28 protein-coding genes are annotated in these 24425 nt (G+C 49.0%); all 28 read right to left on the bottom strand.

Annotation, left to right across the window (positions count from 1 at the left end; genetic code table 11):
• Positions 1 to 15: 15 nt before the first annotated feature.
• Positions 16 to 1326 carry a protein-glutamate methylesterase/protein-glutamine glutaminase gene (locus tag H8B09_RS05800; RefSeq protein ID WP_191202467.1) on the bottom strand — a complete coding sequence of 437 codons (1311 nt, stop codon included), beginning with the start codon at positions 1324 to 1326 and terminating at the stop codon, positions 16 to 18.
• Between the two features lie 24 nt (positions 1327 to 1350).
• Positions 1351 to 2223, bottom strand: a complete 873-nt coding sequence (locus H8B09_RS05795) for a MinD/ParA family protein (protein WP_191202466.1) — start codon at positions 2221 to 2223, stop codon at positions 1351 to 1353.
• Positions 2216 to 3592, bottom strand: coding sequence for a flagellar biosynthesis GTPase FlhF (gene flhF / locus H8B09_RS05790; RefSeq protein ID WP_191202465.1), 1377 nt, complete (start codon positions 3590 to 3592; stop codon positions 2216 to 2218). The genes H8B09_RS05795 and flhF overlap by 8 nt, the downstream gene beginning before the upstream one ends.
• A complete protein-coding gene (gene flhA / locus H8B09_RS05785) occupies positions 3589 to 5622 on the bottom strand; it encodes a flagellar biosynthesis protein FlhA (RefSeq protein WP_191202464.1) in 2034 nt (677 codons plus the stop codon). Before flhA ends, flhF begins: the two co-directional genes overlap by 4 nt.
• Positions 5623 to 5638: 16 nt before the next feature.
• Positions 5639 to 6703, bottom strand: a complete 1065-nt coding sequence (gene flhB / locus H8B09_RS05780; protein ID WP_191202825.1) for a flagellar biosynthesis protein FlhB — start codon at positions 6701 to 6703, stop codon at positions 5639 to 5641.
• Positions 6704 to 6795: 92 nt separating this feature from the next.
• Positions 6796 to 7587 (bottom strand): flagellar biosynthetic protein FliR, encoded by a 792-nt coding sequence (fliR, locus tag H8B09_RS05775; protein ID WP_191202463.1) that lies wholly within the window; start codon positions 7585 to 7587, stop codon positions 6796 to 6798.
• A 13-nt stretch (positions 7588 to 7600) separates the two neighbouring features.
• Complete coding sequence (gene fliQ, locus H8B09_RS05770; RefSeq protein ID WP_191202462.1) at positions 7601 to 7870, bottom strand: flagellar biosynthesis protein FliQ; 270 nt, start codon at positions 7868 to 7870, stop codon at positions 7601 to 7603.
• Between the two features lie 19 nt (positions 7871 to 7889).
• Positions 7890 to 8648, bottom strand: coding sequence for a flagellar type III secretion system pore protein FliP (gene fliP, locus H8B09_RS05765; RefSeq protein ID WP_191202461.1), 759 nt, complete (start codon positions 8646 to 8648; stop codon positions 7890 to 7892).
• Complete coding sequence (locus H8B09_RS05760; RefSeq protein ID WP_191202460.1) at positions 8645 to 9268, bottom strand: flagellar biosynthetic protein FliO; 624 nt, start codon at positions 9266 to 9268, stop codon at positions 8645 to 8647. The genes fliP and H8B09_RS05760 overlap by 4 nt, the downstream gene beginning before the upstream one ends.
• Positions 9269 to 9280: 12 nt before the next feature.
• The gene (locus tag H8B09_RS05755) at positions 9281 to 9643 is read right to left on the bottom strand and encodes a response regulator (RefSeq protein WP_160394151.1); all 363 of its coding nucleotides are present in this window, start codon (positions 9641 to 9643) and stop codon (positions 9281 to 9283) included.
• A gap of 23 nt (positions 9644 to 9666) precedes the next feature.
• Positions 9667 to 10905 carry a flagellar motor switch phosphatase FliY gene (gene fliY / locus H8B09_RS05750; protein WP_191202459.1) on the bottom strand — a complete coding sequence of 413 codons (1239 nt, stop codon included), beginning with the start codon at positions 10903 to 10905 and terminating at the stop codon, positions 9667 to 9669.
• The gene (fliM, locus tag H8B09_RS05745; protein WP_191202824.1) at positions 10898 to 11896 is read right to left on the bottom strand and encodes a flagellar motor switch protein FliM; all 999 of its coding nucleotides are present in this window, start codon (positions 11894 to 11896) and stop codon (positions 10898 to 10900) included. The genes fliY and fliM overlap by 8 nt, the downstream gene beginning before the upstream one ends.
• 36 nt (positions 11897 to 11932) lie before the next feature.
• Positions 11933 to 12400, bottom strand: coding sequence for a flagellar basal body-associated FliL family protein (locus H8B09_RS05740; protein WP_191202458.1), 468 nt, complete (start codon positions 12398 to 12400; stop codon positions 11933 to 11935).
• A complete protein-coding gene (locus H8B09_RS05735) occupies positions 12397 to 12627 on the bottom strand; it encodes a flagellar FlbD family protein (RefSeq protein ID WP_191202457.1) in 231 nt (76 codons plus the stop codon). Before H8B09_RS05735 ends, H8B09_RS05740 begins: the two co-directional genes overlap by 4 nt.
• A 125-nt stretch (positions 12628 to 12752) precedes the next feature.
• Positions 12753 to 13571, bottom strand: coding sequence for a flagellar basal body rod protein FlgG (gene flgG / locus H8B09_RS05730; protein ID WP_191202456.1), 819 nt, complete (start codon positions 13569 to 13571; stop codon positions 12753 to 12755).
• Between the two features lie 99 nt (positions 13572 to 13670).
• On the bottom strand, positions 13671 to 14063 hold the full coding sequence (locus H8B09_RS05725; RefSeq protein ID WP_191202455.1) for a TIGR02530 family flagellar biosynthesis protein: 393 nt from the start codon (positions 14061 to 14063) through the stop codon (positions 13671 to 13673).
• Positions 14056 to 14550: a flagellar hook capping FlgD N-terminal domain-containing protein gene (locus H8B09_RS05720; protein ID WP_318152539.1), complete on the bottom strand. Its 495-nt coding sequence runs from the start codon at positions 14548 to 14550 to the stop codon at positions 14056 to 14058. The genes H8B09_RS05725 and H8B09_RS05720 overlap by 8 nt, the downstream gene beginning before the upstream one ends.
• A gap of 40 nt (positions 14551 to 14590) precedes the next feature.
• The gene (locus H8B09_RS05715; protein ID WP_191202453.1) at positions 14591 to 15961 is read right to left on the bottom strand and encodes a flagellar hook-length control protein FliK; all 1371 of its coding nucleotides are present in this window, start codon (positions 15959 to 15961) and stop codon (positions 14591 to 14593) included.
• 41 nt (positions 15962 to 16002) lie between these two features.
• Positions 16003 to 16920, bottom strand: coding sequence for a MotE family protein (locus tag H8B09_RS05710; protein WP_224753267.1), 918 nt, complete (start codon positions 16918 to 16920; stop codon positions 16003 to 16005).
• Between the two features lie 40 nt (positions 16921 to 16960).
• Positions 16961 to 17407 (bottom strand): flagellar export protein FliJ, encoded by a 447-nt coding sequence (gene fliJ, locus H8B09_RS05705; RefSeq protein ID WP_191202451.1) that lies wholly within the window; start codon positions 17405 to 17407, stop codon positions 16961 to 16963.
• 7 nt (positions 17408 to 17414) lie between these two features.
• Positions 17415 to 18740 (bottom strand): flagellar protein export ATPase FliI, encoded by a 1326-nt coding sequence (gene fliI, locus H8B09_RS05700; protein ID WP_191202450.1) that lies wholly within the window; start codon positions 18738 to 18740, stop codon positions 17415 to 17417.
• On the bottom strand, positions 18721 to 19560 hold the full coding sequence (locus tag H8B09_RS05695) for a FliH/SctL family protein (protein WP_191202449.1): 840 nt from the start codon (positions 19558 to 19560) through the stop codon (positions 18721 to 18723). The genes fliI and H8B09_RS05695 overlap by 20 nt, the downstream gene beginning before the upstream one ends.
• The gene (fliG, locus tag H8B09_RS05690; RefSeq protein ID WP_191202448.1) at positions 19553 to 20566 is read right to left on the bottom strand and encodes a flagellar motor switch protein FliG; all 1014 of its coding nucleotides are present in this window, start codon (positions 20564 to 20566) and stop codon (positions 19553 to 19555) included. Before fliG ends, H8B09_RS05695 begins: the two co-directional genes overlap by 8 nt.
• 11 nt (positions 20567 to 20577) lie before the next feature.
• On the bottom strand, positions 20578 to 22146 hold the full coding sequence (gene fliF, locus H8B09_RS05685; RefSeq protein WP_191202447.1) for a flagellar basal-body MS-ring/collar protein FliF: 1569 nt from the start codon (positions 22144 to 22146) through the stop codon (positions 20578 to 20580).
• A gap of 42 nt (positions 22147 to 22188) precedes the next feature.
• The gene (fliE, locus tag H8B09_RS05680; RefSeq protein ID WP_191202446.1) at positions 22189 to 22497 is read right to left on the bottom strand and encodes a flagellar hook-basal body complex protein FliE; all 309 of its coding nucleotides are present in this window, start codon (positions 22495 to 22497) and stop codon (positions 22189 to 22191) included.
• Positions 22498 to 22517: 20 nt separating this feature from the next.
• Positions 22518 to 22997: a flagellar basal body rod protein FlgC gene (gene flgC, locus H8B09_RS05675; protein ID WP_191202445.1), complete on the bottom strand. Its 480-nt coding sequence runs from the start codon at positions 22995 to 22997 to the stop codon at positions 22518 to 22520.
• A 4-nt stretch (positions 22998 to 23001) separates the two neighbouring features.
• Entirely contained in the window at positions 23002 to 23412 is a 411-nt protein-coding gene (gene flgB, locus H8B09_RS05670; protein WP_191202444.1) for a flagellar basal body rod protein FlgB, read from the bottom strand.
• 228 nt (positions 23413 to 23640) lie between these two features.
• Positions 23641 to 24411 (bottom strand): GTP-sensing pleiotropic transcriptional regulator CodY, encoded by a 771-nt coding sequence (gene codY, locus H8B09_RS05665; protein WP_191202443.1) that lies wholly within the window; start codon positions 24409 to 24411, stop codon positions 23641 to 23643.
• Positions 24412 to 24425 lie beyond the last annotated feature (14 nt).

The following is a 24425-nucleotide window of genomic DNA, read 5'->3' as shown; positions in this document are numbered from 1 at the left end:
GTACAGTTCCTTCTATTACTCGTTAGAACGCCTTGCAACTGCTTGTACTAGAAAGCTTGAAATACGTGGCAGCGGTACGATATCCGTTGCCGAGCCATTCTCAACCGCAGCACGGGGCATTCCATACACGACGCAGGTTTCTTCTGCTTCTGCAATGGTCGTTACTGCGCCGCTATCGCGCAGCAGCTTCATGCCTTTGGCTCCGTCACTGCCCATACCTGTCATTAAGACGGCATGGCGCCGCAAATCACCGCAAGTGACTGCTGACTCAAACAGCACATCTACTGATGGACGATGCCCGCTCCGCAGCTCATCGTCTGTCAGATTGATATAATAACCGTTTCGGTCTTTCGCCAGTTCCATATGAACGCCACCTGGTGCAACGTACACCGTACCGCTAATTACCCGTTCTCCTTGCACAGCTTCAGTCACTCGAACAGAACTAAACGCATCAAGCCTCTGGGCAAGCGAACGTGTAAAGTTCGGCGGCATATGCTGCACAACGAGTACAGGAGCATTGAAATCAGCCGGGAGCGCACAAATAACTTCATGAAGTGCTCTTGGTCCCCCTGTGGACGTACCAATCAACACCACACTATCGAAGATAGGAGAGCCTCTACGCTTATCTCCTTTAACTGGCAGCAGTGGATTGCGTTCTGCTGACCCTGCAGACTTGCTCGTCTCCAATTCTCCGGCAGACTTAGCGATCGTCCCGCTCAATCCAGTGTGTGACTCGGTTGCAGCCTTCTTCCGCTGAACCGTAGACTCTGCGTTCTTCGACGTATTCGTCTGTTTACTCTCATTGTCAGCTGCTGTAGTCGAAGATGAATCTTGCTTTATAACAAGCCTGCCTTCCGAACGCTTTCGGTCGGCAGGCTTTGGAACTGCAGTCTTCTTCTCCGGTTTCGGCTTCGACTGTGCTCGGCTTACCAACACCGCGATCCGAAGCTTGTCCAGCAGCTGTTCGCCTACCTGATTAATATCAACAGAACCATCAATCGCAGGCTTGCGAATGAAATCAAATGCACCGCGATGCAGCGCCTTAATCGTATCCCGGGTATTCTCTTCGCTAATACCCGACAGCATAATGACGGGCAGCGGTTTTTCATTCATAATCCGCTCCAGCGCTTCAAGTCCGTTCATTTCGGGCATTTCCAAATCCATGGTTACAGCGTCCGGCTTATGCTTGACGACAGCTTCAATCGCAGCAACCCCATTCGCTGCCGTGGCGACGACTTCGAACTGTTCGTCGCTCACTATAAGATCCGAAACGATCTTCCTCATGAATGCTGAGTCATCAACAACAAGTACGCGATACAACGCCATCCCACACCTCCGTTACCCAAAGGATCATTTCATCAGTCTAATCATCTTATGTAGAAATCCTTTGACACCGCCAGCTGCCGTTTGAATCAAAGTCGGCATCTGGAGATATGCACGCGCAATGGATTGAATCCCTCTTGCTGCGTCACTAGCAGGATAAGCAAGCGAAAATGGCTTTTGCTCTCGAACAGCCTTGCTAACGCTCGGGTCATCGGCAATAATACCAAGCAGCGGAACCTCGATCCCCATAAACTTGCTCGCAGCCATTGCGATTTTATCAGCAGTGTACTGACCTTCACGCGCATCCAGCGCCCGATTAACGATCAACCTGAACGATGGAGAATGACCGAAAGATCGAACCATCTTCATTAAGGCATAAGCATCTGTTATTGCAGTCGGCTCTGGAGTCGTAACAACTATGGTTTCATGCGCCGCTGCAATGAAGCTTGCGGTTTCCTTCGACAAGCCTGCGCCAGTGTCAAATAGTAAGTAATCATATCGCCCTTGCAGCTTATCAAGCTGATCGATAAACTTGTTCAGCTGTGCGTCGGACAATGAAAGCAGCTCATTCATTCCAGAACCCCCAGCGACATAATGAAGTCCTTGGGGGCCGAGCTGAATAATATCCCAAATCGTCTTATCCTGCTTAAGCAGATGATAGATGGAGTAGGTGGCCGAATGGCCCATCAGAACATCGAGATTCGCCATCCCGATATCAGCATCGAATACGAGTACGCTTTTGCCATATTGTTGAAGAGCAAGGGCGAAATTCAAGCTGAAATTAGATTTTCCTACTCCGCCTTTACCGCTAGTTACTGTAATAATGCGCGTCCCGCGTCCTGCCTGTACCCCTTCGTTACTGCGAATTAAGTTTCGCAGCGCTTCTGCTTGATCATACATGCGCCGGTTCCCCCAGAAGCATTGCGACATACGCTTCTGCGCTGAAATTCGAGATATCGTCTGGTACTGTCTGCCCGCTTGTGACATATGCAACCTGCAGTCCATATTCCAGCATCAGATTAAGTATTGTGCCATACACTGTCGTTTCGTCCAGCTTTGTAAAGATAACCTGGCGAATGCCATAAGGGAGAAACCGATCCGCAATAATCCGCATATCGCTCGTCCGGCCAGTCAGACTCATGACGAGAAATACAGTTCCTTGTTCTTGCGTATTCAGCATGCTGTTCACTTCAGACACATGCAGCTCGCTTCTATAGTTGCGACCTGCGGTATCCATCAGAATGAGATCCTTATCTTCCAAGCTGCTGAACGCTCTCGGAACTTCATTAGGAGAGAAGACGACTTCCATCGGAACGTTCAAAATGTTAGCGTAAGTTCTCAATTGATCTACCGCTGCAATCCGATAAGTATCTGAAGTAATAAATCCAACTTTCTTGCCTGCCTTAAGCGTTTGTTCAGCTGCAAGCTTCGCGATTGTTGTCGTCTTGCCGACGCCTGTCGGTCCTACGAAATAAACATTACGCTCACTGCTGCCTATCCCGCCATGCTCATATGGCCTCAACCAGCCGGTAATGATCTCCGCTGCATGCTGCCACACGACCGAACTGTCGGACCATTCATCATGCGCTTCGGACATTTCAACCATCATGTCTCGCAGCTTATCAATCCATTCAGCTGCAACCTCCTGCTCCTCAAGCCGCTCGCATAGCAAACGCAGCGCTGCTGGCTGGGAATCGACGGCTTTCTGCCGAGACAGCTTCATGATCCACTCTTTCATATCACGAATCTCTGTCGTTAATAGATGCTCCAATTCAGTCCGATGAGGAGTGCTTTCTCCACCACCAGCAGGAACACGAGGAGCGGCTGGCATTGCGTCTTGTACGACAGGAGGAGCAGGATTGAATTGTCCCTGCTCCAGCTTATCCGAAGAAGCAGCCTGCTGTAGAACGAATGTTGCTCGTTCTACAGCTTGGCTGGTTTCCAGAGGATCAAGCACCGCTGTTGCCGATGCTCCCCTACTATTAGACTCATAAGCTGCCCCATAAGCCGCTGCTGCTGTTGCTGCCGGCCGCTGCGGCTTTTGAATACTGACTGAAGACTGCTGCTGGGTTGGGCGGGGTTTGCTTGGCTTGGAAGTTTCACCTTCAACAGCTGCAACAACCTCTGTTTTTCGTTTGCGAAACATGCCCATAAAGCCGCCGATCTTAATATCTTTAGTGCTGAGGATAACAGCATCGCTGCCAAGCTCGCTGCGGATAAGCGGAAGCGCCTCCGAAACCGTATCGACCAAATAACGCTTCACTCTCACAGATTCACCACCCCAACACTTTGTACTTCAATATTCGGCTCAAGCTCACTGTAAGAAAGAACCGGCACATCCTGCATCGTTCGTTCAACCAACTTGCGCAAATACATTCGGATCGTTGGCGAAGCGAGAACGACCGGCTGATTGCCTGATTGAATCTGCTTCGTCACTTGATCCGTCAACCGCTGATAGATCTGCTGCGTCGATACCGGATCAATAGATAAGAAGCTGCCTTGATCCGATTGCTGCACCGATTCGGCAATCTTCTTCTCAAGTCCAGGCCCGACTGTAATGACTCTCAGCATTTCGCCACTTGGCGAGAACTGCTGTGTAATTTGACGGGATAGCGACTGTCTTACATATTCGGTTAGCACGTCGGTATCCTTCGTGTAATTTCCCTGATCCGCTAGCGTTTCGAAAATCGTCACGAGATCGCGAATCGAAATTTTCTCACGAAGCAGCTTTGCCAATACTTTCTGAATATCGCCGACCGTAAGAACGTTCGGGATCAATTCGTCGACCAGCGCTGGATAATTTTCCTTGACGTTCTCAATGAGCGCCTTCGTTTCTTGGCGTCCGATCAGCTCGTGAGCATGACGCTTCACGATTTCCGTCAGATGCGTTGCTACGACCGACGGCGGATCAACGACTGTATACCCCGATAGTTCCGCTCGCTCTTTCATCGTCTCATCAATCCATAATGCCGGAAGACCGAAGGCAGGTTCTGTCGTCTCGATACCGATAACGGATTCATCATCGAAACCTGGACTCATTGCCAAGTAGTGATTCAACAGCAGATCCCCGCGAGCAACCAAATTGCCTTTGATCTTGATCACGTATTCATTGGGCTTCAACTGGATGTTATCGCGAATACGTATAACCGGTACGACTAGACCAAGCTCAAGTGCACACTGCCGGCGGATCATAATGATCCTGTCCAACAAGTCGCCGCCCTGCTGCGCATCTGCAAGCGGGATAAGACCGTATCCGAATTCGAATTCGATCGGATCCACTTGCAGAAGGCTGATAACGCTCTCCGGACTTCGCACCTCTTCGATCTGCTGCTCCTCGACCAGCATCTCTTCTTCGATTTGCTGTTTGTTCATATTCTTCTGCAGTCTCCATGCGCCAAAGCTGAGAGAGGCAGCAATTGGAAGAGTCGAAAGTGGCCCAATTGGTGTAAATAATCCTAGAAGGGTTACTGTGCCTGCTACGATGTAAAGCAGTTTCGGATATTTGAGCATTTGGGAGGATAGATCCTCCGCTAGATTGCCATCCGAGGAAGCACGCGTTACGATCATACCGGCTGCGGTGGAGATGAGCAGCGCCGGAATTTGACTGACGAGACCGTCGCCGATCGTCAAGATCGAGTATGTATGAAGCGCTTCGTTGAACGGCATACCGTGAATCGCCATACCGACAAGGAATCCACCGATCAGGTTGATGAACAAAATAACGATTGCCGCAATCGCGTCGCCTTTGACGAATTTACTCGCACCGTCCATTGCACCATAGAAATCGGCTTCCTTCTCGATTTTGGTGCGACGCTCTCTAGCTTGTTGTTCATTAATCATGCCCGCGTTCAGATCTGCGTCGATGCTCATCTGTTTACCTGGCATTGCATCCAATGTAAACCGTGCTGCAACTTCAGCGACACGTTCAGAGCCTTTCGTGATGACGATGAACTGAACGACTACGAGAATGAGGAAGACGATGAAACCGATTGCAATCTCTCCCCCTGCTACCCAGTTACCGAACGTACTGACGACTTCACCTGCTTCGTGTTTGCTAAGAATATTGCGGGTAGTCGATACGTTAAGCGATAACCGGAACAAGGTTGTAATCAGAAGGACAGACGGGAAAATCGAGAACTGCAGCGCATCCTTCGTATTCATCGAGAGGAGCAATATCATCAATGCAGCTGAAATGTTAATGATGAGAAGCACGTCCATAAGGACAGTTGGGACGGGAATAACCATCATGAGCACAATGCCGATGATGCCGATCAAGATGACCAGGTCCCTAGGTTTCATGACGCGTTCCCCCGTTTCAAGATGATTTCACTCGGCCTTTCAGCTTATATACATATGCCAGCACTTCCGCCACCGCTTGAAACAAATCCGAAGGAATCGAATCGCCGATTTCCGAACGGTCGTACAGCGCTCTGGCGAGCGGCTTGTTTTCCATCGTAATGACGCCGTGCTCCTTGGCTGTTTCCCGAATTCGGAGCGCAACATAATCCATCCCTTTCGCTATAACGACAGGTGCGTCCATCTTGGAAGCATCGTACTTCAAGGCAACAGCGAAGTGAGTAGGGTTTGTTATTACGACATCCGCTTTCGGTACTTCTTGCATCATGCGTTGCAGCGCCATCTTACGTTGACGCTCGCGAATTCGACCTTTGATGAGAGGGTTGCCCTCGGTGGTTTTGAATTCGTCCTTAATGTCTTGTTTGGACATCCGCAAGCTTTTGTTATGTTCATATTTCTTGTAGAGAAAGTCGCCGACTGCTAGAGCGACCAACAGAACGCCGATCTTGATCCCGAGCATTAATGTAATCCCGCCTACGAAGTTGAGAAGCCCCGTTACGGGCAATTGATCCAGATGAAGGATCTGCCCCCACTTGCTCTTCAGCGATTGGAATACGACCAAGCCGATAATTAGCAGTTTCAACATCGCCTTAAGGAATTCAACGACTGTACGCATGGACATAATGCCTTTAAGTCCCTTAAGCGGGTTCAGCTTACTGAACTTCGGCATTAGCGGATGACCTGTGAACAGGATTCCGACCTGCATATAGTTGGCGAGCAGCGCAACAAGTACAGAGATAGCGAAAATCGGTGATAGCATAATAAGCATTTCGTACATTAAGCTTGTCATCAATGACATGATATTGCCTGGTGTTGCCTCCATCGTAAGCCATTCATTGAATAGACTGCCGAACAGCCCTACGATCTTGGTCTTGTAGAAAGGCCCAATCATAACAAAGCTCATAAAGACGAATAGCAGGATGAATGCGCCCGGTAATTCGTGTGACTTTGCAATTTGGCCTTTCTTCCGAGCCTCATTGATCTTCTTCGGTGTTGCCTTCTCGGTTTTTTCTTGGCTGAACATCTGCAGATCCAGCTTGAACCGATATAAGACTCTGTCGTCCACGTTGCAGTCACCTCCTCATCGGTACCAGCTGCCGCCTTATAGGGCGGCACCTAGCCTGCATTCGGTCGCTGCAGCATCGATAATAACTGATGAAGCCGCTCGAACATCGTCGAGAATAAATGATCGAAGAAATTCGATAAAGATGGCACAACGAGCGCCAGTATAAACAGACCGAGTAATATTTTCATCGGCATCCCGATTACGAACACGTTGTACTGCGGCGCCGTCTTGGCAAGAAATCCGAGACCGACGTCGGTAAGAAACATCGCGACAAGAATAGGAGATGCGATCTGGAATGAAAGCATGAACGTCTCAGAAAAGGTCGATAATACAAAATCCGAAACCTTTCCTTCGTACATGTGCTTGAATAGATCATTGTCGAGCGGCAACCATTGATAACTGTCCATCAGAGCTGTAAGCAAATAGTGATGTCCGTTCAAGGTCAGAAACACCATAATCAGCACCATATGTTTCAAGTTGCCTAATACAGGTGTTGATACGCCTGTCATCGGGTCGATGATGTTGGACATTGCGAAGCCCATTGAGATGTCCATTAATGCGCCTGCTGTCTGAACGACCGTGAAGAACAGATAGACAACAAATCCGAGAAGCAGACCGACCAATACTTCACGAATGACGAGTAATGCATAAGCAGCGTCCAGATCGACCGTCTGTTTCACCCCGTATGTAAGAAATACGATGAGTGAGAGGAAGAAGCCGATACCGATTTTGAACGTAGCTGGCACCATTTTCATGGAAAATATGGGAGCTACGACGAAAAACGCTGTCATTCGACAAAATATCAGCAAAAAAATAGGGAACCCCTGTGCGATCAGCTCCATCCTTTCAACCAGCCTATCCGATGTATTTATACAAGTTGTTCAAGATGTTAAATGTGAAATCTACCAGCGTATTCATAATCCAAGGACCAAAAATAATAATGGATGCAAACACGGCTACAATCTTCGGAACGAATGCAAGCGTCTGCTCTTGAATCTGGGTCGTTGCCTGAAAGATGCTGACAAGCAAACCGACGCATAGGCCGATTACGAGCATAGGTGCACTCGCCTTAAGAATTGTGAATACGGCTTGGCTTGCCAGTCCGATAATAAAATCCGCACTCATAGCTGTTCGTTCCCCTCCGCTAGCTCATATTAAAGCTCATCAGCAGTGATTTGACGACTAAGTACCAGCCATCCACTAGGATGAAGAGCAATATTTTGAATGGCAGCGATATCATAACCGGCGGAAGCATCATCATGCCCATCGCCATTAATGTACTGGATACGACCATGTCTATTATGAGAAACGGTATGAATATCATGAAGCCCATCTGAAAAGCTGTTTTGAGCTCGCTGATCGCATACGCCGGAACAAGAACCGTGATCGGAATATCCTCATAACTCTTCGGTTTCTCGGTCTTCGTATACTTCATGAACAAGAGAAGATCTTTCTCTCTTGTCTGCGAGAACATAAACTTCTTCATAGGCTCTGCCGCTTTCTCGAACGCTTGGGTCTGCGTAATCTCACCTTTCAAATATGGCTGCAGCGCTACTTGATTCACTTGCGACAGCGTAGGCGCCATGATGAAGAAGGTAAGAAACATCGCAAGTCCAATCAACACTTGATTGGGTGGTGATTGCTGCGTTCCAAGTGAAGTACGGACGAAGCCGAGTACAATGACGATTCGTGTGAAGCTGGTCATCAGCATCAATATCGCAGGTGCGATACTTAGAACTGTTAACAGCAATACGATTGAAATTGCACTAGAGCCCGAACCTTCGGTCTCATCGCCGATCGAGATGCTGACATTCGGAATCGGTTCTGCATACGCATGCGATTGGAACATTCCCAACAATACTAACTGAACGAGAGCGGCTGCTATAATCCATTTCGTTTTCATTCGTCCATCAACCGATCGCTTTGATTTGGGGTACGCAGCAGAGTTTCGACTTGCTGCTTGCGCTGCGACTGCTCGTCTAGCTTGCGGCGGAGCATTCTCTCGAAATCCGGCCCTTCAGACAATTGCTCAGTTCCAGCTTTGTCATTCGCACGGTTGTTCTTCTTCAGCTTGCCGAATAGCTCAGACAAAGCCGCAGGGTTCCAGCTGATCGCATTGCTCTGCTCCATAAGACTAATAATGTAGGTCGCTTGTTCAGGATCGTCCAGCTTATCGATCAGCGTAATGTTCTCTCCTACACCAACTACGTATATCTTGCCGGCCAATTCGACCACCTGAAGCGATTTGTGCTGCCCAAGCGGCACACCCCCCAGCGTACGAAGCGCCCGGTTTGCTCCCCAGCCTCGATTGCGACGGGCTAGCAGCTTAATTAATAGAATGATAAGACCGATAATGACGGCTAATACAATCATGACAGTGATTAAGGTACCTGTATAATTCGTATCGAGATGAAGCGAGCTCTCCGTCGTATCCAGTCCTTCGGACGCCGCGGCAGCCTTCCCGGCCATGAATGGGAGGATGGCTGTCGCAAGCGCCGCGACACGAAGCTGGCTGTTATTCATAAGGCTTAAGTCCTATCCTAGCGTTTTCTTGATAGCTTCAATTACACGGTCCGCTTGGAAAGGTTTAACGATAAAGTCTTTTGCGCCAGCTTGGATAGCGTCAATAACCATCGCTTGCTGTCCCATAGCAGAGCACATAATGACTTTCGCATTCGGATCCAGCTTCTTGATTTCTTTCAGTGCTGCAATTCCGTCCATCTCAGGCATCGTGATGTCCATCGTTGTCAGGTCTGGTTTCAACTCTTTGTACTTTTCGACAGCAACCGAGCCATCTGGTGCTTCTCCTACTACTTCGTATCCATTTTTCGTCAAAATATCACGGATCATCATACGCATGAATGCTGCGTCATCTACGATTAAAATACGGTTAGCCATCGTTCACATTTCCCCCTAGGATGTTATTGAATTTTTTGCATACGGTCCCATTGACTAACGATATCCGTAACGCGGACACCGAAGTTCTCGTCAATAACGACAACCTCGCCCTTCGCAATCAGCTTGTTATTCACGAGGATATCAACTGGCTCACCAGCAAGCTTGTCCAGCTCGATGATCGATCCTTGCGACAACTCTAGAATATCTTTGATCTGCTTCTGGGTTCTACCCAATTCTACCGTTACTTTCAGTGGAATGTCGAGAAGCAAATTGAGATTCGTGTCGTCTGCTTGCACATAAGGTGCCCCTTGGAAATTGGCGAACTGAACGGGCTGCACATTCACGTTACGGTTCGGATGCTGTCCATATGTATTCGGGCCCTGCGGCGGCATTGCGTACGCCTGCTGTGGAGGTGCGTAAGACTCAGACGGCGCTGCTGGCGGTGCAGGTACTGGTTGCTGCGGTACAGGCGCTGCAGTCTGCACTGGAGCCGCTATAGCAGCCGCTGCTACTGGTGCTGGCGCTGCTACTGGTGCTGCGGTCACCGGTGCTGGTTCTGGAGTCTCATCCATTCCGCCCATTAGCGTTGCTACCATTTGCTTAGCGAATGATACCGGCAGCAACTGCATAATCGTAGAATCAATCAGATCGCCAATCATAAGACGGAACGAAACATTAATGAATTCATCGTCTTGCGGCAAAGTATTAACGCCTTCACCGTTGTCGACGTCAAGAATATTGATACCCGGCGGCGAAATATTGACAAATCGGTTGAAGATTGTCGACATCGATGTCGCAGAGGAACCCATCATTTGGTTCATCGCTTCTTGAACCGCACTAATATGAATTTCATTTAGTTCTCCTGGCGGAACATCGCCTTCACCGCCGAGCATCAGGTCTGCAATGACTTGCGCGTCATGCGTCTTGATAACAAGGGAGTTAATACCTTGGAAGCCATCAACATATTGAACCGATACAGCAACATGCGGCTTCGGAAATACTTCCTTCAGCTCCGAACGTTTAACGAGCGTAACTTGAGGCGTCGTAATCTCTACCTTTTTGCCTAACAAGGTTGATAAAGCCGTTGCTGCGCTGCCGAATGTAATGTTGCCGATCTCGCCAAGCGCATCTTGTTCAATCGTATCGAGAAAATTCGCAATGCCTACTACTGCGTCAACTGACGTCATCGGCTCAGGATCGCTGGATGATTGCCTCAGCAAAGCGTCAATTTCTTCTTGACTCAAATAATCTTTACTAGTCATTTTCTTCCTCTACTCCTTCGCTGACAATTTCGTCAACCTGTACCGCAATTCGATCCTTGATCGAACCGGGACTGCCGATGAACTTGATTTTGTTTCCAACCTTTACACTCAGTCCTTCGCCAACAGGTTTATTGAGCGTGATGACATCGCCCTGCGACAAGTTAAGGAACTCAAAGATGCTAATGGTTGATTCGCCCAGCTCCACTGCTATTGGCAGCTGTGCGCGATTTACGCGCTGCTCCAGCATCTCAACCTCTTCAGGGGAGCGTGACTTCTTCTGCGAGACAAACCAGTGATGCACAGACAGCTTCGGCATGATTGGTTCAATAACGACATGTGGGATACATAGATTGATCATCCCTGTTGTGTCGCCTATCTTTGTGCTTAACGAGATAAGAGCAATCGTCTCGTTAGGCGATACAATCTGCATAAACTGCGGGTTTGTCTCCAGCGCTTCCAACCTTGGGGACAAATCAATGATCGTCTTCCATGCTTCCTGAAGACTTTCGAAAGCGCGGCTGAAAATCCGTTCCATGATCGTCATTTCGATCTCGGTCAGCGCATTCATCTTGGAAGGGGCTGTTCCTTGACCTCCCAAGAGCCGGTCGAGCATCGCATAAGCAACGTTCGGGTGCACTTCAAGCACCATACGGCCTTCCAGCGGCTCTGCTTCAAAAATGTTTAGAATCGTCATTTTTGGAATCGAGCGAATGAATTCGTCGTATGGCAGCTGTTCTACGTCTACGACGCTAATTTGTACAAAGGTTCGAAGCTGCGCGGAGAAATAGGTTGTCAAATACCGCGCGAAGTTTTCATGAATACGCGTTAAGCTGCGGATGTGATCTTTAGAGAATCGAGTTGCGCGCTTAAAATCATAGGAACGCACTTTTTTCTGCGTATCCTCTTTCTTTAGTTCCTCTGCGTCCATCTCACCGGACGACAGGGCGGCCAGCAGCGCGTCAATCTCATTCTGCGACAACACATCAACCAAATCTCTCACCCCCTTACAGGAATACCGGTCTATCGACTAGATCTGGGACATTAAGAAGTTCGTAATGTCGACTTTTACCAGCTTCTGATCTTCGGGAAGCTCTTGGTTGATCAAATTCAGGAGCTTCGAAGCTAGCATATCTTGACCCTTCGAACCATTCAACTGATCGGCCGTCATATCCGCGATCACGCGGTTGATGATCGGACGAATTTGAATGTCTTTCACTTTCTCAAAAGCTTCTTTCGATTTCTTGCTGTCTAGCTGAAACGCAAAGCTCGCAATGACGATGTAATCGTTATCGAGCAGATTGCGCTTTATATCCTTCAATTCAGAAGTGACCTCCACTCGCTTATCAGCTGATAAGACCTCTATCTTCACAGGTTCTGACGATTTGGCCTCCTTGCTGCTATCGTCGAACATCGTATTCAATAAAATAATAACGACGATCGCAATTAACGTAATGGCTAACAGGATCGAGATTAACCACGGTACCATTTTTCTCATATCGAGGGTTCCTCCGTTTGCTCGCTCTTATAGGTCGTCGCCGCAATGACGCCAATCGTCTGAAGATAGCGCTGAACGAGCGAAATCACTTCCGAAGACTTTTCGAGAACATGTAGTTTCTTACCGGTCGTGAGTGTAATGAGCGTGTCAGGCATTTCTTCTATCGTCTCAATCAATAAAGCATTAATCGTGATGGGCATACCATTCAACCGAGTTAAGCCAATCATACGTTTCCTCCTACAGGTATTGCAGCGTCACGCGCAATGGCTCAGCCCACTAAGCGGCAAAGCTGCTTTCGTAAGCATTGGCTGCTCCCGAGGAGAGATCTTAGGACCCCTCCCCGGCCACTGCTCTATCGTTTCAGATTGACAACTTCTTGCAAGATTTCATCTGAAGTCGTAATGATACGGGAGTTCGCTTGGAAGCCGCGTTGCGCAACGATCATCTCGGTGAATTCGCTCGTCAGATCGACGTTCGACATCTCCAATTGACCTGCAATAATAGCGCCAGTTCCCGTTTCGGCATTGTTAGCTGCGCCAACTTCGATCTCGTCTATGTTAGCGTTTGGCGTTACACGGTACATATTGCCGCCGACTTTCTCAAGACCGGATGGGTTCGTTACTTTTACTACGCCGATTTTGAAATCAGTAGCTTCTGCCGTACCATCCGCATTAATCGAAATAATCGTGCCGTCTTGTGCGATCGAGAAGGACGTTACGCCTTCATCCAGAATGATTGGCTCGCCGCCCTCAGCCAGAACGAAGTAGCCATCTGCCGTTACGAGTTGACGATTCGCATCCAGCGTAAAGTTACCTGCGCGAGTGAGGTAAGGAACCGCTTGCTCATCGTTGGCGCGTACTGCGAAAAATCCGTCGCCGTCGATCCGTACGTCAGTCGGTACGTTCGTCGTCATTGCGCTGCCCGCTGTATGAATTGTATCGATCGCAGCAATCGCTACGCCGAGGCCGATCTGCTTCGCGTTCGTACCGCCTTGCACGCCTTCTTCTGGCGCTGTCACACCCGCAACGCTCTGGCTCAAAATATCTTTGAACATGACGCGGCCGCCCTTAAAGCCAACCGTATTCACGTTTGCGATATTGTTGCCGATAACGTCGAGCTTCGTTTGAAAGGCACGCATGCCGGATACACCGGAATACATCGATCTAAGCATCTACTAAGTCATCCTCCCATATCTAAGTACATTGAATTTCAATCGCTTCAGTCGATCCGCGATTGGTAGGCTTCCTAATCAGGTCCAGCCTAATGGTGCTTAATGAAGAATGACGGCGCTGTCTATCTGGGTGAATACGGTATTCGATAATTGCGAATGCTCCATCGCAGTTACAACCGTTCGATTCGGTACATTAACGATCAGTGCAACATCGGGCATTACGATTAAAGAATCGACAGCACCTTTGGATGCTGCTTGATCAACCGCACTTGCTAGCTTCGTCATCGTCTCTGGCTTGATGGAGATGCCGCGCTGCTGAATTCGCTGCGCTGCATGCTGACTGAATTTCAGTTGCAGCTGCTGCTCCTGCAGCATTTGCTCGAATGGCTTGTCCGACGTACGTCCTGTCGATGAGCTTCCCGATGATGAGCGCACATCTGCTGGACGTCCTGGCAGCGGAAATAACGAGCCAATCGTTACTGGATTACTCATCGTTGCCGCCTGCTTCCTTATGCTCCGACGGTACTGTCGACGATGCAGGTACATATGTAATCGTGGTCAAATCGTCAACCTTCACAGTCCGGTCGCCAACCTTCGCGTACTGTGAGCCATCCTTGATCGAGATCGCTTCTACAACGCCTGAATAGGTCGTCTGGACACCTTGATCCGAGAGTCCATCCCATTCAACGGTCATACCGATCAGGCTGGAGGCTGAACCAAGATTTTGCCGAAGCTTAGTCATCTCTTGAGACATGTTCATCAGCTGCTCTACCGAGGAGAACTGCGCCATCTGCGCAATAAAATCTCGGTCTTGGAGCGGCTGGCTTGGGTCCTGATTGCGAAGCTGGGTCACAAGAATTTTCAAGAAATCATCTTTGCCTAGCGTTGTATCTTTCGTCGTTGCAGCTGCCTTCTGTACGTTCGACGTGCTGTAGTTCGGCCACACTGCATTCGTAGCATTGATCGCTGCTCCTGCCACTGCTGTCACCTCCATCCCCGCTTGCTTTGATGTACGTCCGTTAAGCCCTTACGTTAATACCACGGCCGTAGCCTAGCTCTCGAATAACGGACTGTTCCGTCAGCTCTGCCTCGAATGCAGATTCCTCTGATTCATTCGCGCTAGTTGTTCCATTGCCGTTATTGGACTGCTGTTTGCCGGATCCGTTATTTTGCTGTTGAGCCATTTGGCTGTCAACCGATTGCTGGGATACTTCCAGCTTCTCGACATTCAAGCCTTGCGACTGAAGATTCGCACGAAGCATGGCCAACTGGTTGTCCAGCATATCTTTGGCTGCGCTAGAGTCGGTCAAGAATAGTGCGGTTAATTGACCGTTCTGCATCGAGATTCGTACATCGACTTGACCTAGGTGCTCTGGCGTCAACGTGAGTCTAGCTTCCGACATACCAACGGCGGTCTTCACTTCGAATTTGTTAACCATCAAGTTCGCCATCGTTTCAGCAAATTGTTGAACAGGAACTTGCTGTGTCACTTGAACCGTTCGTGTCATTGTGAGCGTTTGTGCAGTCTCAGGAGCTTGTGCACTTAAGTTGATGGCAACAGGCGTTTCTTCTACGGATACCGTTTCGTCAGATGACTGCTCATTCATTTGCTGTTGTCCAGCAACGACTTGCAGCAGATTCGGACTTACCGTATTGCGATTCAATTGATCTAGCAGCGACACAGCTTTGACCGTTACTGTCGTTTGGGACTGAGCGGGTGCAGTGACCTGCTCGTTCTTACTGGATGATTGAGGAACTGTGTTCAGTACCGTTTCATCCTCTTGTGGAGCTGCTTGCTCTGTCGATGGCGCTTTCACCTGCTGCATCGTTTGCTGCAGCACTTGAAGCTGCGAGCTCAGCCATTCCGTTGCGTTTCCAAGTTTCGCAGCGCCTAATTGGCCGCTTTCAATCGTCTGTTGAAGCTGTACAAGCGCTTGAGCAACATCTGCCTTCAAGTCTTCAACTTCAAATCCCGGAACTTGCGGCAAGGGCTGAACAGGCTGTTGACCGAGAAGCGTCAGCATCGCATTCAACTGGTCTAACATTTGTTGAAGCGTGTCCTGTGCATTCGTATCGTTCGCCTGCTGCTGGTCTGCATTATCCTGCAACCCTTGCAGCAGTTCACCGATCGCTGCAACAAGCTGCTCAGCTGTCATCGGAACAGCTGCTTCGGACTTCGCCGCATTGGTCAGATCTGCTGTCGCAGTCGAAGCTGCTTCCGTCTTGCCCGATGCTGTGTTCGTACCGGAGGAATCTTTCATACTACCCGCAAGCTTCTGTCTGAATTGACCTTTACCTGTTACGGCTGTATTGGAAGAATCAGCTGCATTGGCTGGAGACTTCGACTGTGCCGCTGGCACTGCTGGCGTTGATGCAATTGCCATATCCATTTGTTTCACCTCCTTCCATCCAACGAAAGCAAGCGAAGAGATTATTTGCCCGTCATCAGCTTCGAAACGAGCTGTGCAGTTACGCCATTGTTAAGAGCCGACATTTCTTGCAAAATACTAGCGCGAGTGCTGTCATCTACAGCATTCAAGATGCGTAGTACTTTGCTAGGACTCAAGTCTGCCATCTTGATGAGCAGATCCGCCGCATTCTTTGGCGTCATACTTGCGAATGTTTTCTGCAGCTGAGCATTATCCAGAACCGTCGTCGACGTCTGCGTGCTGGATCCGTTCGATTTCGCTTGACGATCCAACTGCGCTTGAAGGGCAGCGATCTGGCGATCTTTCGTCGATACGACATCTTTCAGCCCCATCGAGATGTCAGCCGCTTTTTGCGCATTCATCTTTTCAAGAATTTTGGACTGTTTATCCGCAGCCATCGATTCGAGTACGAGCACAGCTTCATCTGTGGACATACTCTGCAGAATCGGAGCTGCTTTACTAGGTGTCATAAGTGCATACATGTTAGCCAGTTCTGTAACCTTAGCTTGATACTGTTCATCATCCAGCTGCTTCTGTTCGTTCGCTTTCGTAAGCGATTCAATCTCGCTCTGCAGCTGTTTGATCTGGTCATCTGCGAGCGTTGCTTTGTCTTGTGCTGCTGTCAGCTCGCTCGTCTTGTCATTCAACTGCTTACGCAGCTCATCAATCTTCGCCGTCGACTTCTCAGCTGCCACCTGTTGGTCGGTAGGCGCTTCCTTCGCTTTTGGATCAGGAAGCACATCTGCCAAGTATGGAATCGAGTTGCCTGCTTCTAGCATTTTGTTCCTCATATTCTCGTTGAAAAGCATTAAAAACACGCCAAGCAATATGATCGTGAACAAAATCGGCGTCAAGAAGAACATAAATCGTTCAAATCCGCTGTAGCGCTCATTGTCCAAATCCATTTCCGCCAATTTCATCCCTCCCGAAGTCACGGTTTACGCAAGCTTCTAGCATCGGTTAAGGGGCTGCGATCATGAAACGGACGGTCGCCATTTCATCTAGCTCGTTCTGCTCTTGGAGCATCGATGCTTGCCGGAATCGATTGAATGCTCGTTCCTTCGCTTGCAGCCACACTTTCTCGTCTTTCATTTTGACTGTCAGATGGCTGCGGCTTTGCTCTACGACTCCATTCGCCAGGCGAACCTGTGCGTTTTTGGTCTGAATGCTGCTGTCCAAATAGTTCAAGTACTGCTGAACAGCTGCCAGCTCACCCAGCGGTACTGCGGATTGAGCCATCTCCATCTGCCTCTCCTCCCACAGCTTCCGCTCTTCCAATAATTGATCGAGCGACAGCTGCTCAAGCTGCAGCTTACCTAGCGCATCCGACAACATCCATTCCGCTTGACGCTTCTCGCTTTCCTTTAAACCTACTATCTTCTCATAGGTGTATAGAAACTTTGCCACTTATCGTTCATCTCCCGAGAAATTGTTGAATGAGCAGCTGTTGCGCTTCCTCCAAACCTACCTTCTCGTTTGTTTTCTGCCTAGTAAATGCACGTATATCATCAATTGCATGGATGGCTTGATCAATTTTTTCGTTAGAACCTATTTGATACGCCCCAATATTGATCAAGTCTTCCGAACTCTTATAAGTAGCTAGCAAACTTTTGAGCGAATTGGCCGCATCCTGCTGCTCTTCCGTCACGATTTCCTTCATGACGCGGCTGATCGAAGCAAGCACATCAATCGCTGGAAAATGCCCTTGATGCGCAAGCTCGCGGCTCAATACGATATGACCGTCCAAGATGCCCCGAACGGCATCTGCGATCGGCTCATTCATATCATCGCCGTCGACAAGCACGGTGTAGAACGCCGTAATCGAACCGTTCTGACCAGTACCCGCTCGCTCAAGAAGCTTCGGCAGAGCCGCGAACACGGATGGCGTATAACCTCTCGTTGCAGGCGGTTCACCGATCGCGAGGCCAACCTCGCGCAGCGCCATCGCATATCGCGTAACCGAGTCCATCATGAGCATGACATTCAAGCCGCGATCGCGAAAATATTCAGCAATCGTCGTTGCAATCAATGCGCCTTTCATCCGAACAAGCGCTGGTTGATCCGATGTTGCTACGATAACAACAGAACGTGCAAGCCCTTCGGGTCCGAGGTCCTTCTCAATAAATTCGAGCACCTCGCGTCCGCGTTCGCCGATCAGTGCGATGACGTTCACATCAGCGGATGTATTGCGAGCAATCATCCCAAGCAGCGTACTCTTACCAACGCCGGAGCCTGCGAATATACCAACACGCTGACCTTGTCCTACTGTGAGTAATCCGTCAATCGCGCGAACACCGATACCAAGCGGTTCCTTCACGCGTGGTCGCATGAGTGGATTGCTAGGTGTATTGTTCGTAGAGCTGTGCGGCATACGGCTTGGGATAAAGGAACCATCAAGCGGTTGACCTAACCCGTCGAGCACTTTACCAAGCAGTTCAGAACCAACTTGAACCGTCAGCGGCTTGCCAGTCCCAACAACGTCGCAGCCTGGACCAATGGCATCCAGTTCGCCAAGCGGCATCAGAATCACTTTATTATCGCGAAATCCGACGACTTCGGCTTTCAATGGCTTCGCGCCTTTGGTCGGATAGATATGGCATACATCGCCGATACTCGCATCCGGCCCTTCCGATTCAACTGTCAGGCCGATAACTTGTGTTACTTTACCGTTAACACGAACAGGATCAATCCGTCTCAAATGTTCGAGATACTTCGCCGTATTAAGCTTCGGAACGGTCATTGGCGCTCCCCCACTCGTCGCTTTCGAGCGCCAGCTGAGTCAGCTCGCGTTTGATCTCGGTAAGCTGCGTATCAATTCGAGCATCAATGCTGCCGAAACTGGAACGGATAACGCATCCATGATCTTGTACGGTTACATCTGGAAGAATATGAAGCTCAGCTTGAGAATCGATTGCTAAAGCAAGTTCTTCTCTAGCAGCTTGCATGAATGCTAGATGCTGCGGAGCAACACATAATGTGATGACACCTTGCTCTTTGCGTCTTGCCAGAGACTTTCGAACCAAATCAATCGCAAGCTCCGGACTCATCGAGAGCTGATGGCCGATAATTTTCTCAGCGATCGCACAGCTAAGCTCGACTAGGAACGGTTCCGCTTCTTGAATGATTTGATCTCTCATCTTATAGGATGAGCTTAGCAGCTGCTGGGCATCTTCGATCCGATGCTGCCATTCACGCTGCAGATCGCCAATCGCTTGAGCGCGTCCATCCTCGTAACCAAGGCTGAATCCTTCGTCTTGTGCACGGCGGATTACGTTCTCGTCTTCTTCGCGGCGTGATTGCCACCATTGTTCAATCTGCTGCTGGGCTTCTGCCAACATCGTATTGCTTTGCGTCGTCGCCTCTTGCACACGCTCTTCAGCGAACTGCTGGGCATCTAGCAATATTTCATCACGAAGCGATATCGTTTCGGCATCTGGCTGCGGAATCTCTTGTTGAAAATGTTCATTCACCGGTGCTGATGGCACATAGCGATTGAGCCATTCCAATTTGCGCAAGTCTTCAACCGATACAACATGCGAAGACTTAATCAAATTAGACAATGATATCATCTCCTCCACCGCGAGCGATGATGATCTCGCCGGCTTCTTCCAGCCTGCGGATCGTTGCTACGATGCGAGTTTGTGCTTCCTCGACATCACGCAGCCGGACAGGCCCCATGTATTCCATTTCTTCCTTGAAGGTGTCCGCCATACGCTTGGACATATTGCGGAAGATCGCATCGCGAACCTCTTCGCTTGCCACTTTGAGCGCAAGTTGCAGATCGGCGTTCTCCAGGTCGCGGATAATCCGCTGAATGGAACGGTTGTCGATATTGACGATATCTTCGAATACAAACATGCGTTTCTTGATCTCTTCAGCAAGTTCCGGATCTTGAATTTCGAGCGCATCGAGAATTGTACGTTCCGTACCGCGGTCTACGCCGTTGAGGATATGAACGATCGATTCGATACCGCCTGCTGTCGAGTAGTCCTGCGTAACGGTTGAAGACAGCTTTTGTTCAAGAACTCGTTCTACTTGCGAGATGACTTCCGGCGATGTGCTATCCATGAGTGCGATTCTTCTTGCCACCTCAGCCTGCTTCTCTTGCGGCAGCGACGACAAAATGCTGGAAGCTTGCTCTGCTTGCAAATACGAGAGTACCAATGCAATGGTTTGCGGGTTCTCGTTCTGGATAAAGTTCAAAATTTGAGTTGGCTCCGCTTTGCGGGCGAAGTCGAACGGTCTTACTTGCAATGTCGCGGTCAGTCGGCTAATCACTTCGACAGCCTTCTGCTCGCCGAGCGCTTTCTCGAGAATATCTTTGGCGTAAGCAATACCGCCCTGTTGAATGTATTCCTGCGCAAGGCAGATCTGATGGAACTCGGTTAGAATCAGTTCGCGCTCTGCGCTGTCGACTTTGCGAACATTTGCAATTTCGAGTGTCAGCTGTTCGATCTCTTCTTCTCGCAGCTGCTTGAATATTTCAGCCGATACTTCAGGTCCTAACGTAATCAGCAAGATTGCTGCTTTCTGTCTTCCGGTCAAACCCCCATATGCTCGCGCCATGCCGACCACCTCTATTCATCCACAAGCCAAGTCCGAAGGAGATTAACGAATTCTTCCGGCTTGCGCTTGGCCAGCGTCTCAAGATTTTTTCTCACCTGATGGTCGTTCGTCACATTCTCCAGATCAATTGTAGGATACTCGACTCGAACCGGCTCAGCCGCTGCTGCAGCTGCCATCAATTGTTCGTTCTGCTTACGTTTGCGTCTTACGAAGAACACAAGGCCAGCGATCAATGCTACTGCCGCTGCTCCGATACCCGCCATCCATGCATTGCTCAGCTTAGATGTTTGCGATACCCCACCATCAACTGCAAAGTCTTGCGCCATAACCGTTACACGTTGGCTTACAACCGCATCGCTCGAAACATCAAGGCCCGATTGCGCGAGCTGCGTGCGAAGAATTTGTTTGACGTAATTCGTAATTTGCGATTGCGCATCGCCTTTCAGCGAAGCTGAGTTCACGCCGACACTGATCGTCAAGTCTTTGATCATGAAAGGACTGGACTCCACAATGTTTCTGATCGTGCTGTATTCGTAGTTACGGATGCTGGACGATTCTTCGGAAGAAGCATTGCCCGAATCCGTTGCCGTATATCCTGGCACATCCGTCTCACCCGTACCAGGTACGCCGCCTGCAGCGCCGCTGTTGTTCGTCGACGATTTGTTCGTATCTTGAGAGCTGATCAGTGCGCCATTGTTGTTGTTATTTGCAAGTGGCTGCAACAAATTCTGCTCCGAATGCGTCTTATCAAAATTAAGACTGCTTGCGATATATACCGTTACATTGCCTTCGCCGATCATTGTGCTCAAGTATTGCTGAATGTTTTTCTTCAGTTCGCTCTCATACTTGCGTTGGATCGTGAACAGTTGATCTGCCGAGTCCGTGCTTGCGACTCCGCCACTCTGTTCAGAGGAAAGCAGTTGGCCTTCCGGGCTAGCAATCGTAATGTCATCGATAGCTAGTTTTGGTACCGCTGTCTTTACCAGATTGAAATATCCGTCGATTTCTTTCTGAGTCGGACGATAACCGTTCGTAAATCTCATCGAGATCGAAGCAATTGCCTTATCGCCTTCATCGTTCGCGAATACGCTTTCTTCTGGCAATGTAACGAGCACCTTCGACCATTCGACACCCTTCATGTTGTTCAGAAGCTGCTGTACCTCGCCGTTAAGCGCGTTCCGGTACTTCACGTCGAACATGTTGTCCGTTTCTCCCCAAGCAGAGGAGTTTTCCGCAATCGAATCAAAACCGAGCGAACCGTTGCGAACAAGACCTTGCGAGCCAACTTCGATTTTCACTCGTGATGCTGCTGCGCTTGGTACGGAAATGCTTTTGCCATCGCTTGAAAGCTTATAGCTGACCCCGCTGCTATCCAAGTAGTTCATAACGGCTGCCGAATCTGTAGAATCTAAGTTATTGAATGCAACCTCATATTGGGTTCTTGAAAATATGTAAGTTAATATAATGATCGATAAGATAATTAATGCTAAACTAGCGCCTAACCAAATTCGTTGCTTTTTCCCTGTCTGTCCCCACCATCGCGAAACTCCTTCGCGATACCGGGCGAATGTCTCGTTCACAATGTCACCTCACCCATTGCTGTAGCCGCTCAATCTCTCCGTCTAAACTTGCGTTCGCATAATCTCTTGATAAGCTTCAACTACGCGATTGCGAATTTGTGTGGTGAGCTGAAGGCTTAATTCTGCTTGCTGCGAGGCAATCATGACTTGCGACACGTCAGCCTGTCCTGCCATAAACTTAACCGTCTGTACTTGTGCGTTCTTCTCCTGTGCGCTAACCTCATCGATTGCTTGCTGCAGGAAATCGCCGAACGATTGTGTTACTTCAGCTGGAGTCGCTTGGACATTGGATGTAATCGTTTTACCAGACTGAACCGATTGAATCGGGATTGATGTGATTTGCTGAATCAAGGTTTATCCCTCCGTCATGTTTACTTTCCGATTTCAAGCGCTTTGGCAAACATGGCTTTGTTGGAGTTCAACGCCGTAACGTTCGCTTCATATGCTCTGCTAGCAGAAATCATATCAATCATTTCTTTTGCAATGTCAACGTTAGGCATCTGTACGTATCCATTCTCATCTGCATCTGGATGACTTGGATTATAAACAAGTTTGAAAGGTGTTTTATCCTCAACGATTTGGGTTACTTTTACACCAGGGGATGCTGCTCCACTAGTACTTCCGCTTGAACTTCCGCTAGTACCATTGAGCTGGTTCTTCAATGCTTCTGAGAAATTTGGACTAGTCGGCTCCATTACAACCATCTTCCGTGAATAAGGGACAAATTTGCCATTAATATATTTGGCGCGAGTTGTTTCTGCATTGGCAATATTGGAGGAGATAACATCCATCCGAAGTCGTTGTGCCGATAGTGCCGATGCATTCGCGTCAAAACCGCCGCTAAGCTTCACTTAATTAAGCCCTCCCATCAATTGCGGTTCGCATCATCGAAACATCATGGTTCACTTGCTGAATGTACAAATTGTACACGAGCTGGTTCTTTGCTAGCAGCGACATCTCTCGATCAATATCAACGTTGTTGCCGTTATTGTTTATCGAGCTGTTCTCGTCTGTTGCGACGATAGGAGCAGGCACTTCCGACGATTGCCCTATTGGAATATGCTTAGCATTTGTTCTGAAGCCCGATATCGACTTCTGATTAGTTCCCATAGCCTCTGTCAGCAGATCCTCAAACAATACTTCGGAGCGTTTGAAATTCGGAGTGTCGACGTTAGCGACGTTATCCGAAATGACCTGCTGTCTCAGCTCAGCCGAATGTACCGCTGATTCCAACACTCGAAATTCAGCGCCATTTAACAATTTCACCGATTGTCCCCCCCGCTTTCTTGTTCATGATCTCTTAACACTATTCAACCTGAATTGATGTATTCCTTCTTTCTTCGACACCAAAATATTAAAAATAATATGGGAAAGTGTCGAGTTTTGCCGACAAGATTATCTTCAACAAATTCCTATTTTTGTACAATAAGAAAAAAGCCCTATCTTTTGAATACAAAAGACGGGGCTTTCCTACTAACAGCTTATTTATTCAATTTACGTCTTTAATTTGTCTAATTCTACAAGTAGTTGAGGATTCAGTATTTTGATATACGTACCCTTCATCCCGAGAGACCGCGTCTCTATAACTCCCGCGCTCTCCAGCTTGCGCAGCGCGTTTACAATTACCGATCTCGTAATGCCGACTCTGTCCGCAATTTTCGAAGCTACGAGTAGTCCTTCTTTCCCTTCTAGCTCTTCGAAAATATGCTCCACAGCTTCCATTTCGCTAAACGAGAGTGAACCGACGGCAACCGCAACAACAGCACGGCTTCTCGCTTCCAGCTCCACCTCTTCTGCTCGTTCACGCAAAATTTCCATACCGACAATTGTCGAGCCGTATTCAGCAAGAATAAGGTCCTCGTCACCGAACATCTCCGCATCGCGCGTCAGTACGAGCGTACCGAGCCGATCTCCGCCGCCGATGATCGGAACAACGGTCATCGTCCTCTGTCCGGACAATAACGGGAATACTTCAACTACGCCAGGGTCCGGTTCCGCATTCGTTACCGTCTCCTGCAGCTGCAGAAATCGTTCATTGCTCTCGTTCGAGAAGCGAATCTCGCCGAGCGACATCATGCGCATATGATCATGCTCATAAGCGCCAATGGCCGCACAGCCGAGAATCTTTCCCTTACGGCTAACTACAAATACATTGCCTTGCATCGTTGCGCTCAGCACCTCCGCCATTTCGCGGAAATTGAGTGCTTTGCCGGCTGCCCGCTGGAGCAGCCTGTTCAACGTTCTTGTTTTTGACAGAAGAGTCATTGTTGTATCCTCCC

Source organism: Paenibacillus terricola (genome assembly GCF_014779765.1).
In the GTDB taxonomy this organism is placed as follows: domain Bacteria; phylum Bacillota; class Bacilli; order Paenibacillales; family Paenibacillaceae; genus Paenibacillus_T; species Paenibacillus_T terricola.
Note: the sequence above shows the minus strand (reverse complement) of the source record. Positions and strands in the feature narration are given on the sequence as shown.

Excerpts from the sequence above, each read along its gene's own strand:
- H8B09_RS05800 (WP_191202467.1), bottom strand. The coding sequence starts at position 1,326 with ATGGCGTTGTATCGCGTACTTGTTGTTGATGACTCAGCATTCATGAGG.
- H8B09_RS05795 (WP_191202466.1), bottom strand. The coding sequence starts at position 2,223 with ATGTATGATCAAGCAGAAGCGCTGCGAAACTTAATTCGCAGTAACGAA.
- flhA (WP_191202464.1), bottom strand. The coding sequence starts at position 5,622 with ATGAAACCTAGGGACCTGGTCATCTTGATCGGCATCATCGGCATTGTG.
- flhB (WP_191202825.1), bottom strand. The coding sequence starts at position 6,703 with ATGTTCAGCCAAGAAAAAACCGAGAAGGCAACACCGAAGAAGATCAAT.
- fliR (WP_191202463.1), bottom strand. The coding sequence starts at position 7,587 with ATGGAGCTGATCGCACAGGGGTTCCCTATTTTTTTGCTGATATTTTGT.
- fliQ (WP_191202462.1), bottom strand. The coding sequence starts at position 7,870 with ATGAGTGCGGATTTTATTATCGGACTGGCAAGCCAAGCCGTATTCACA.
- fliP (WP_191202461.1), bottom strand. The coding sequence starts at position 8,648 with ATGAAAACGAAATGGATTATAGCAGCCGCTCTCGTTCAGTTAGTATTG.
- H8B09_RS05760 (WP_191202460.1), bottom strand. The coding sequence starts at position 9,268 with ATGAATAACAGCCAGCTTCGTGTCGCGGCGCTTGCGACAGCCATCCTC.
- H8B09_RS05755 (WP_160394151.1), bottom strand. The coding sequence starts at position 9,643 with ATGGCTAACCGTATTTTAATCGTAGATGACGCAGCATTCATGCGTATG.
- fliY (WP_191202459.1), bottom strand. The coding sequence starts at position 10,905 with ATGACTAGTAAAGATTATTTGAGTCAAGAAGAAATTGACGCTTTGCTG.
- H8B09_RS05740 (WP_191202458.1), bottom strand. The coding sequence starts at position 12,400 with ATGAGAAAAATGGTACCGTGGTTAATCTCGATCCTGTTAGCCATTACG.
- H8B09_RS05735 (WP_191202457.1), bottom strand. The coding sequence starts at position 12,627 with ATGATTGGCTTAACTCGGTTGAATGGTATGCCCATCACGATTAATGCT.
- flgG (WP_191202456.1), bottom strand. The coding sequence starts at position 13,571 with ATGCTTAGATCGATGTATTCCGGTGTATCCGGCATGCGTGCCTTTCAA.
- H8B09_RS05725 (WP_191202455.1), bottom strand. The coding sequence starts at position 14,063 with ATGAGTAATCCAGTAACGATTGGCTCGTTATTTCCGCTGCCAGGACGT.
- H8B09_RS05715 (WP_191202453.1), bottom strand. The coding sequence starts at position 15,961 with ATGGATATGGCAATTGCATCAACGCCAGCAGTGCCAGCGGCACAGTCG.
- H8B09_RS05710 (WP_224753267.1), bottom strand. The coding sequence starts at position 16,920 with ATGAAATTGGCGGAAATGGATTTGGACAATGAGCGCTACAGCGGATTT.
- fliI (WP_191202450.1), bottom strand. The coding sequence starts at position 18,740 with ATGACCGTTCCGAAGCTTAATACGGCGAAGTATCTCGAACATTTGAGA.
- fliG (WP_191202448.1), bottom strand. The coding sequence starts at position 20,566 with ATGGCGCGAGCATATGGGGGTTTGACCGGAAGACAGAAAGCAGCAATC.
- codY (WP_191202443.1), bottom strand. The coding sequence starts at position 24,411 with ATGACTCTTCTGTCAAAAACAAGAACGTTGAACAGGCTGCTCCAGCGG.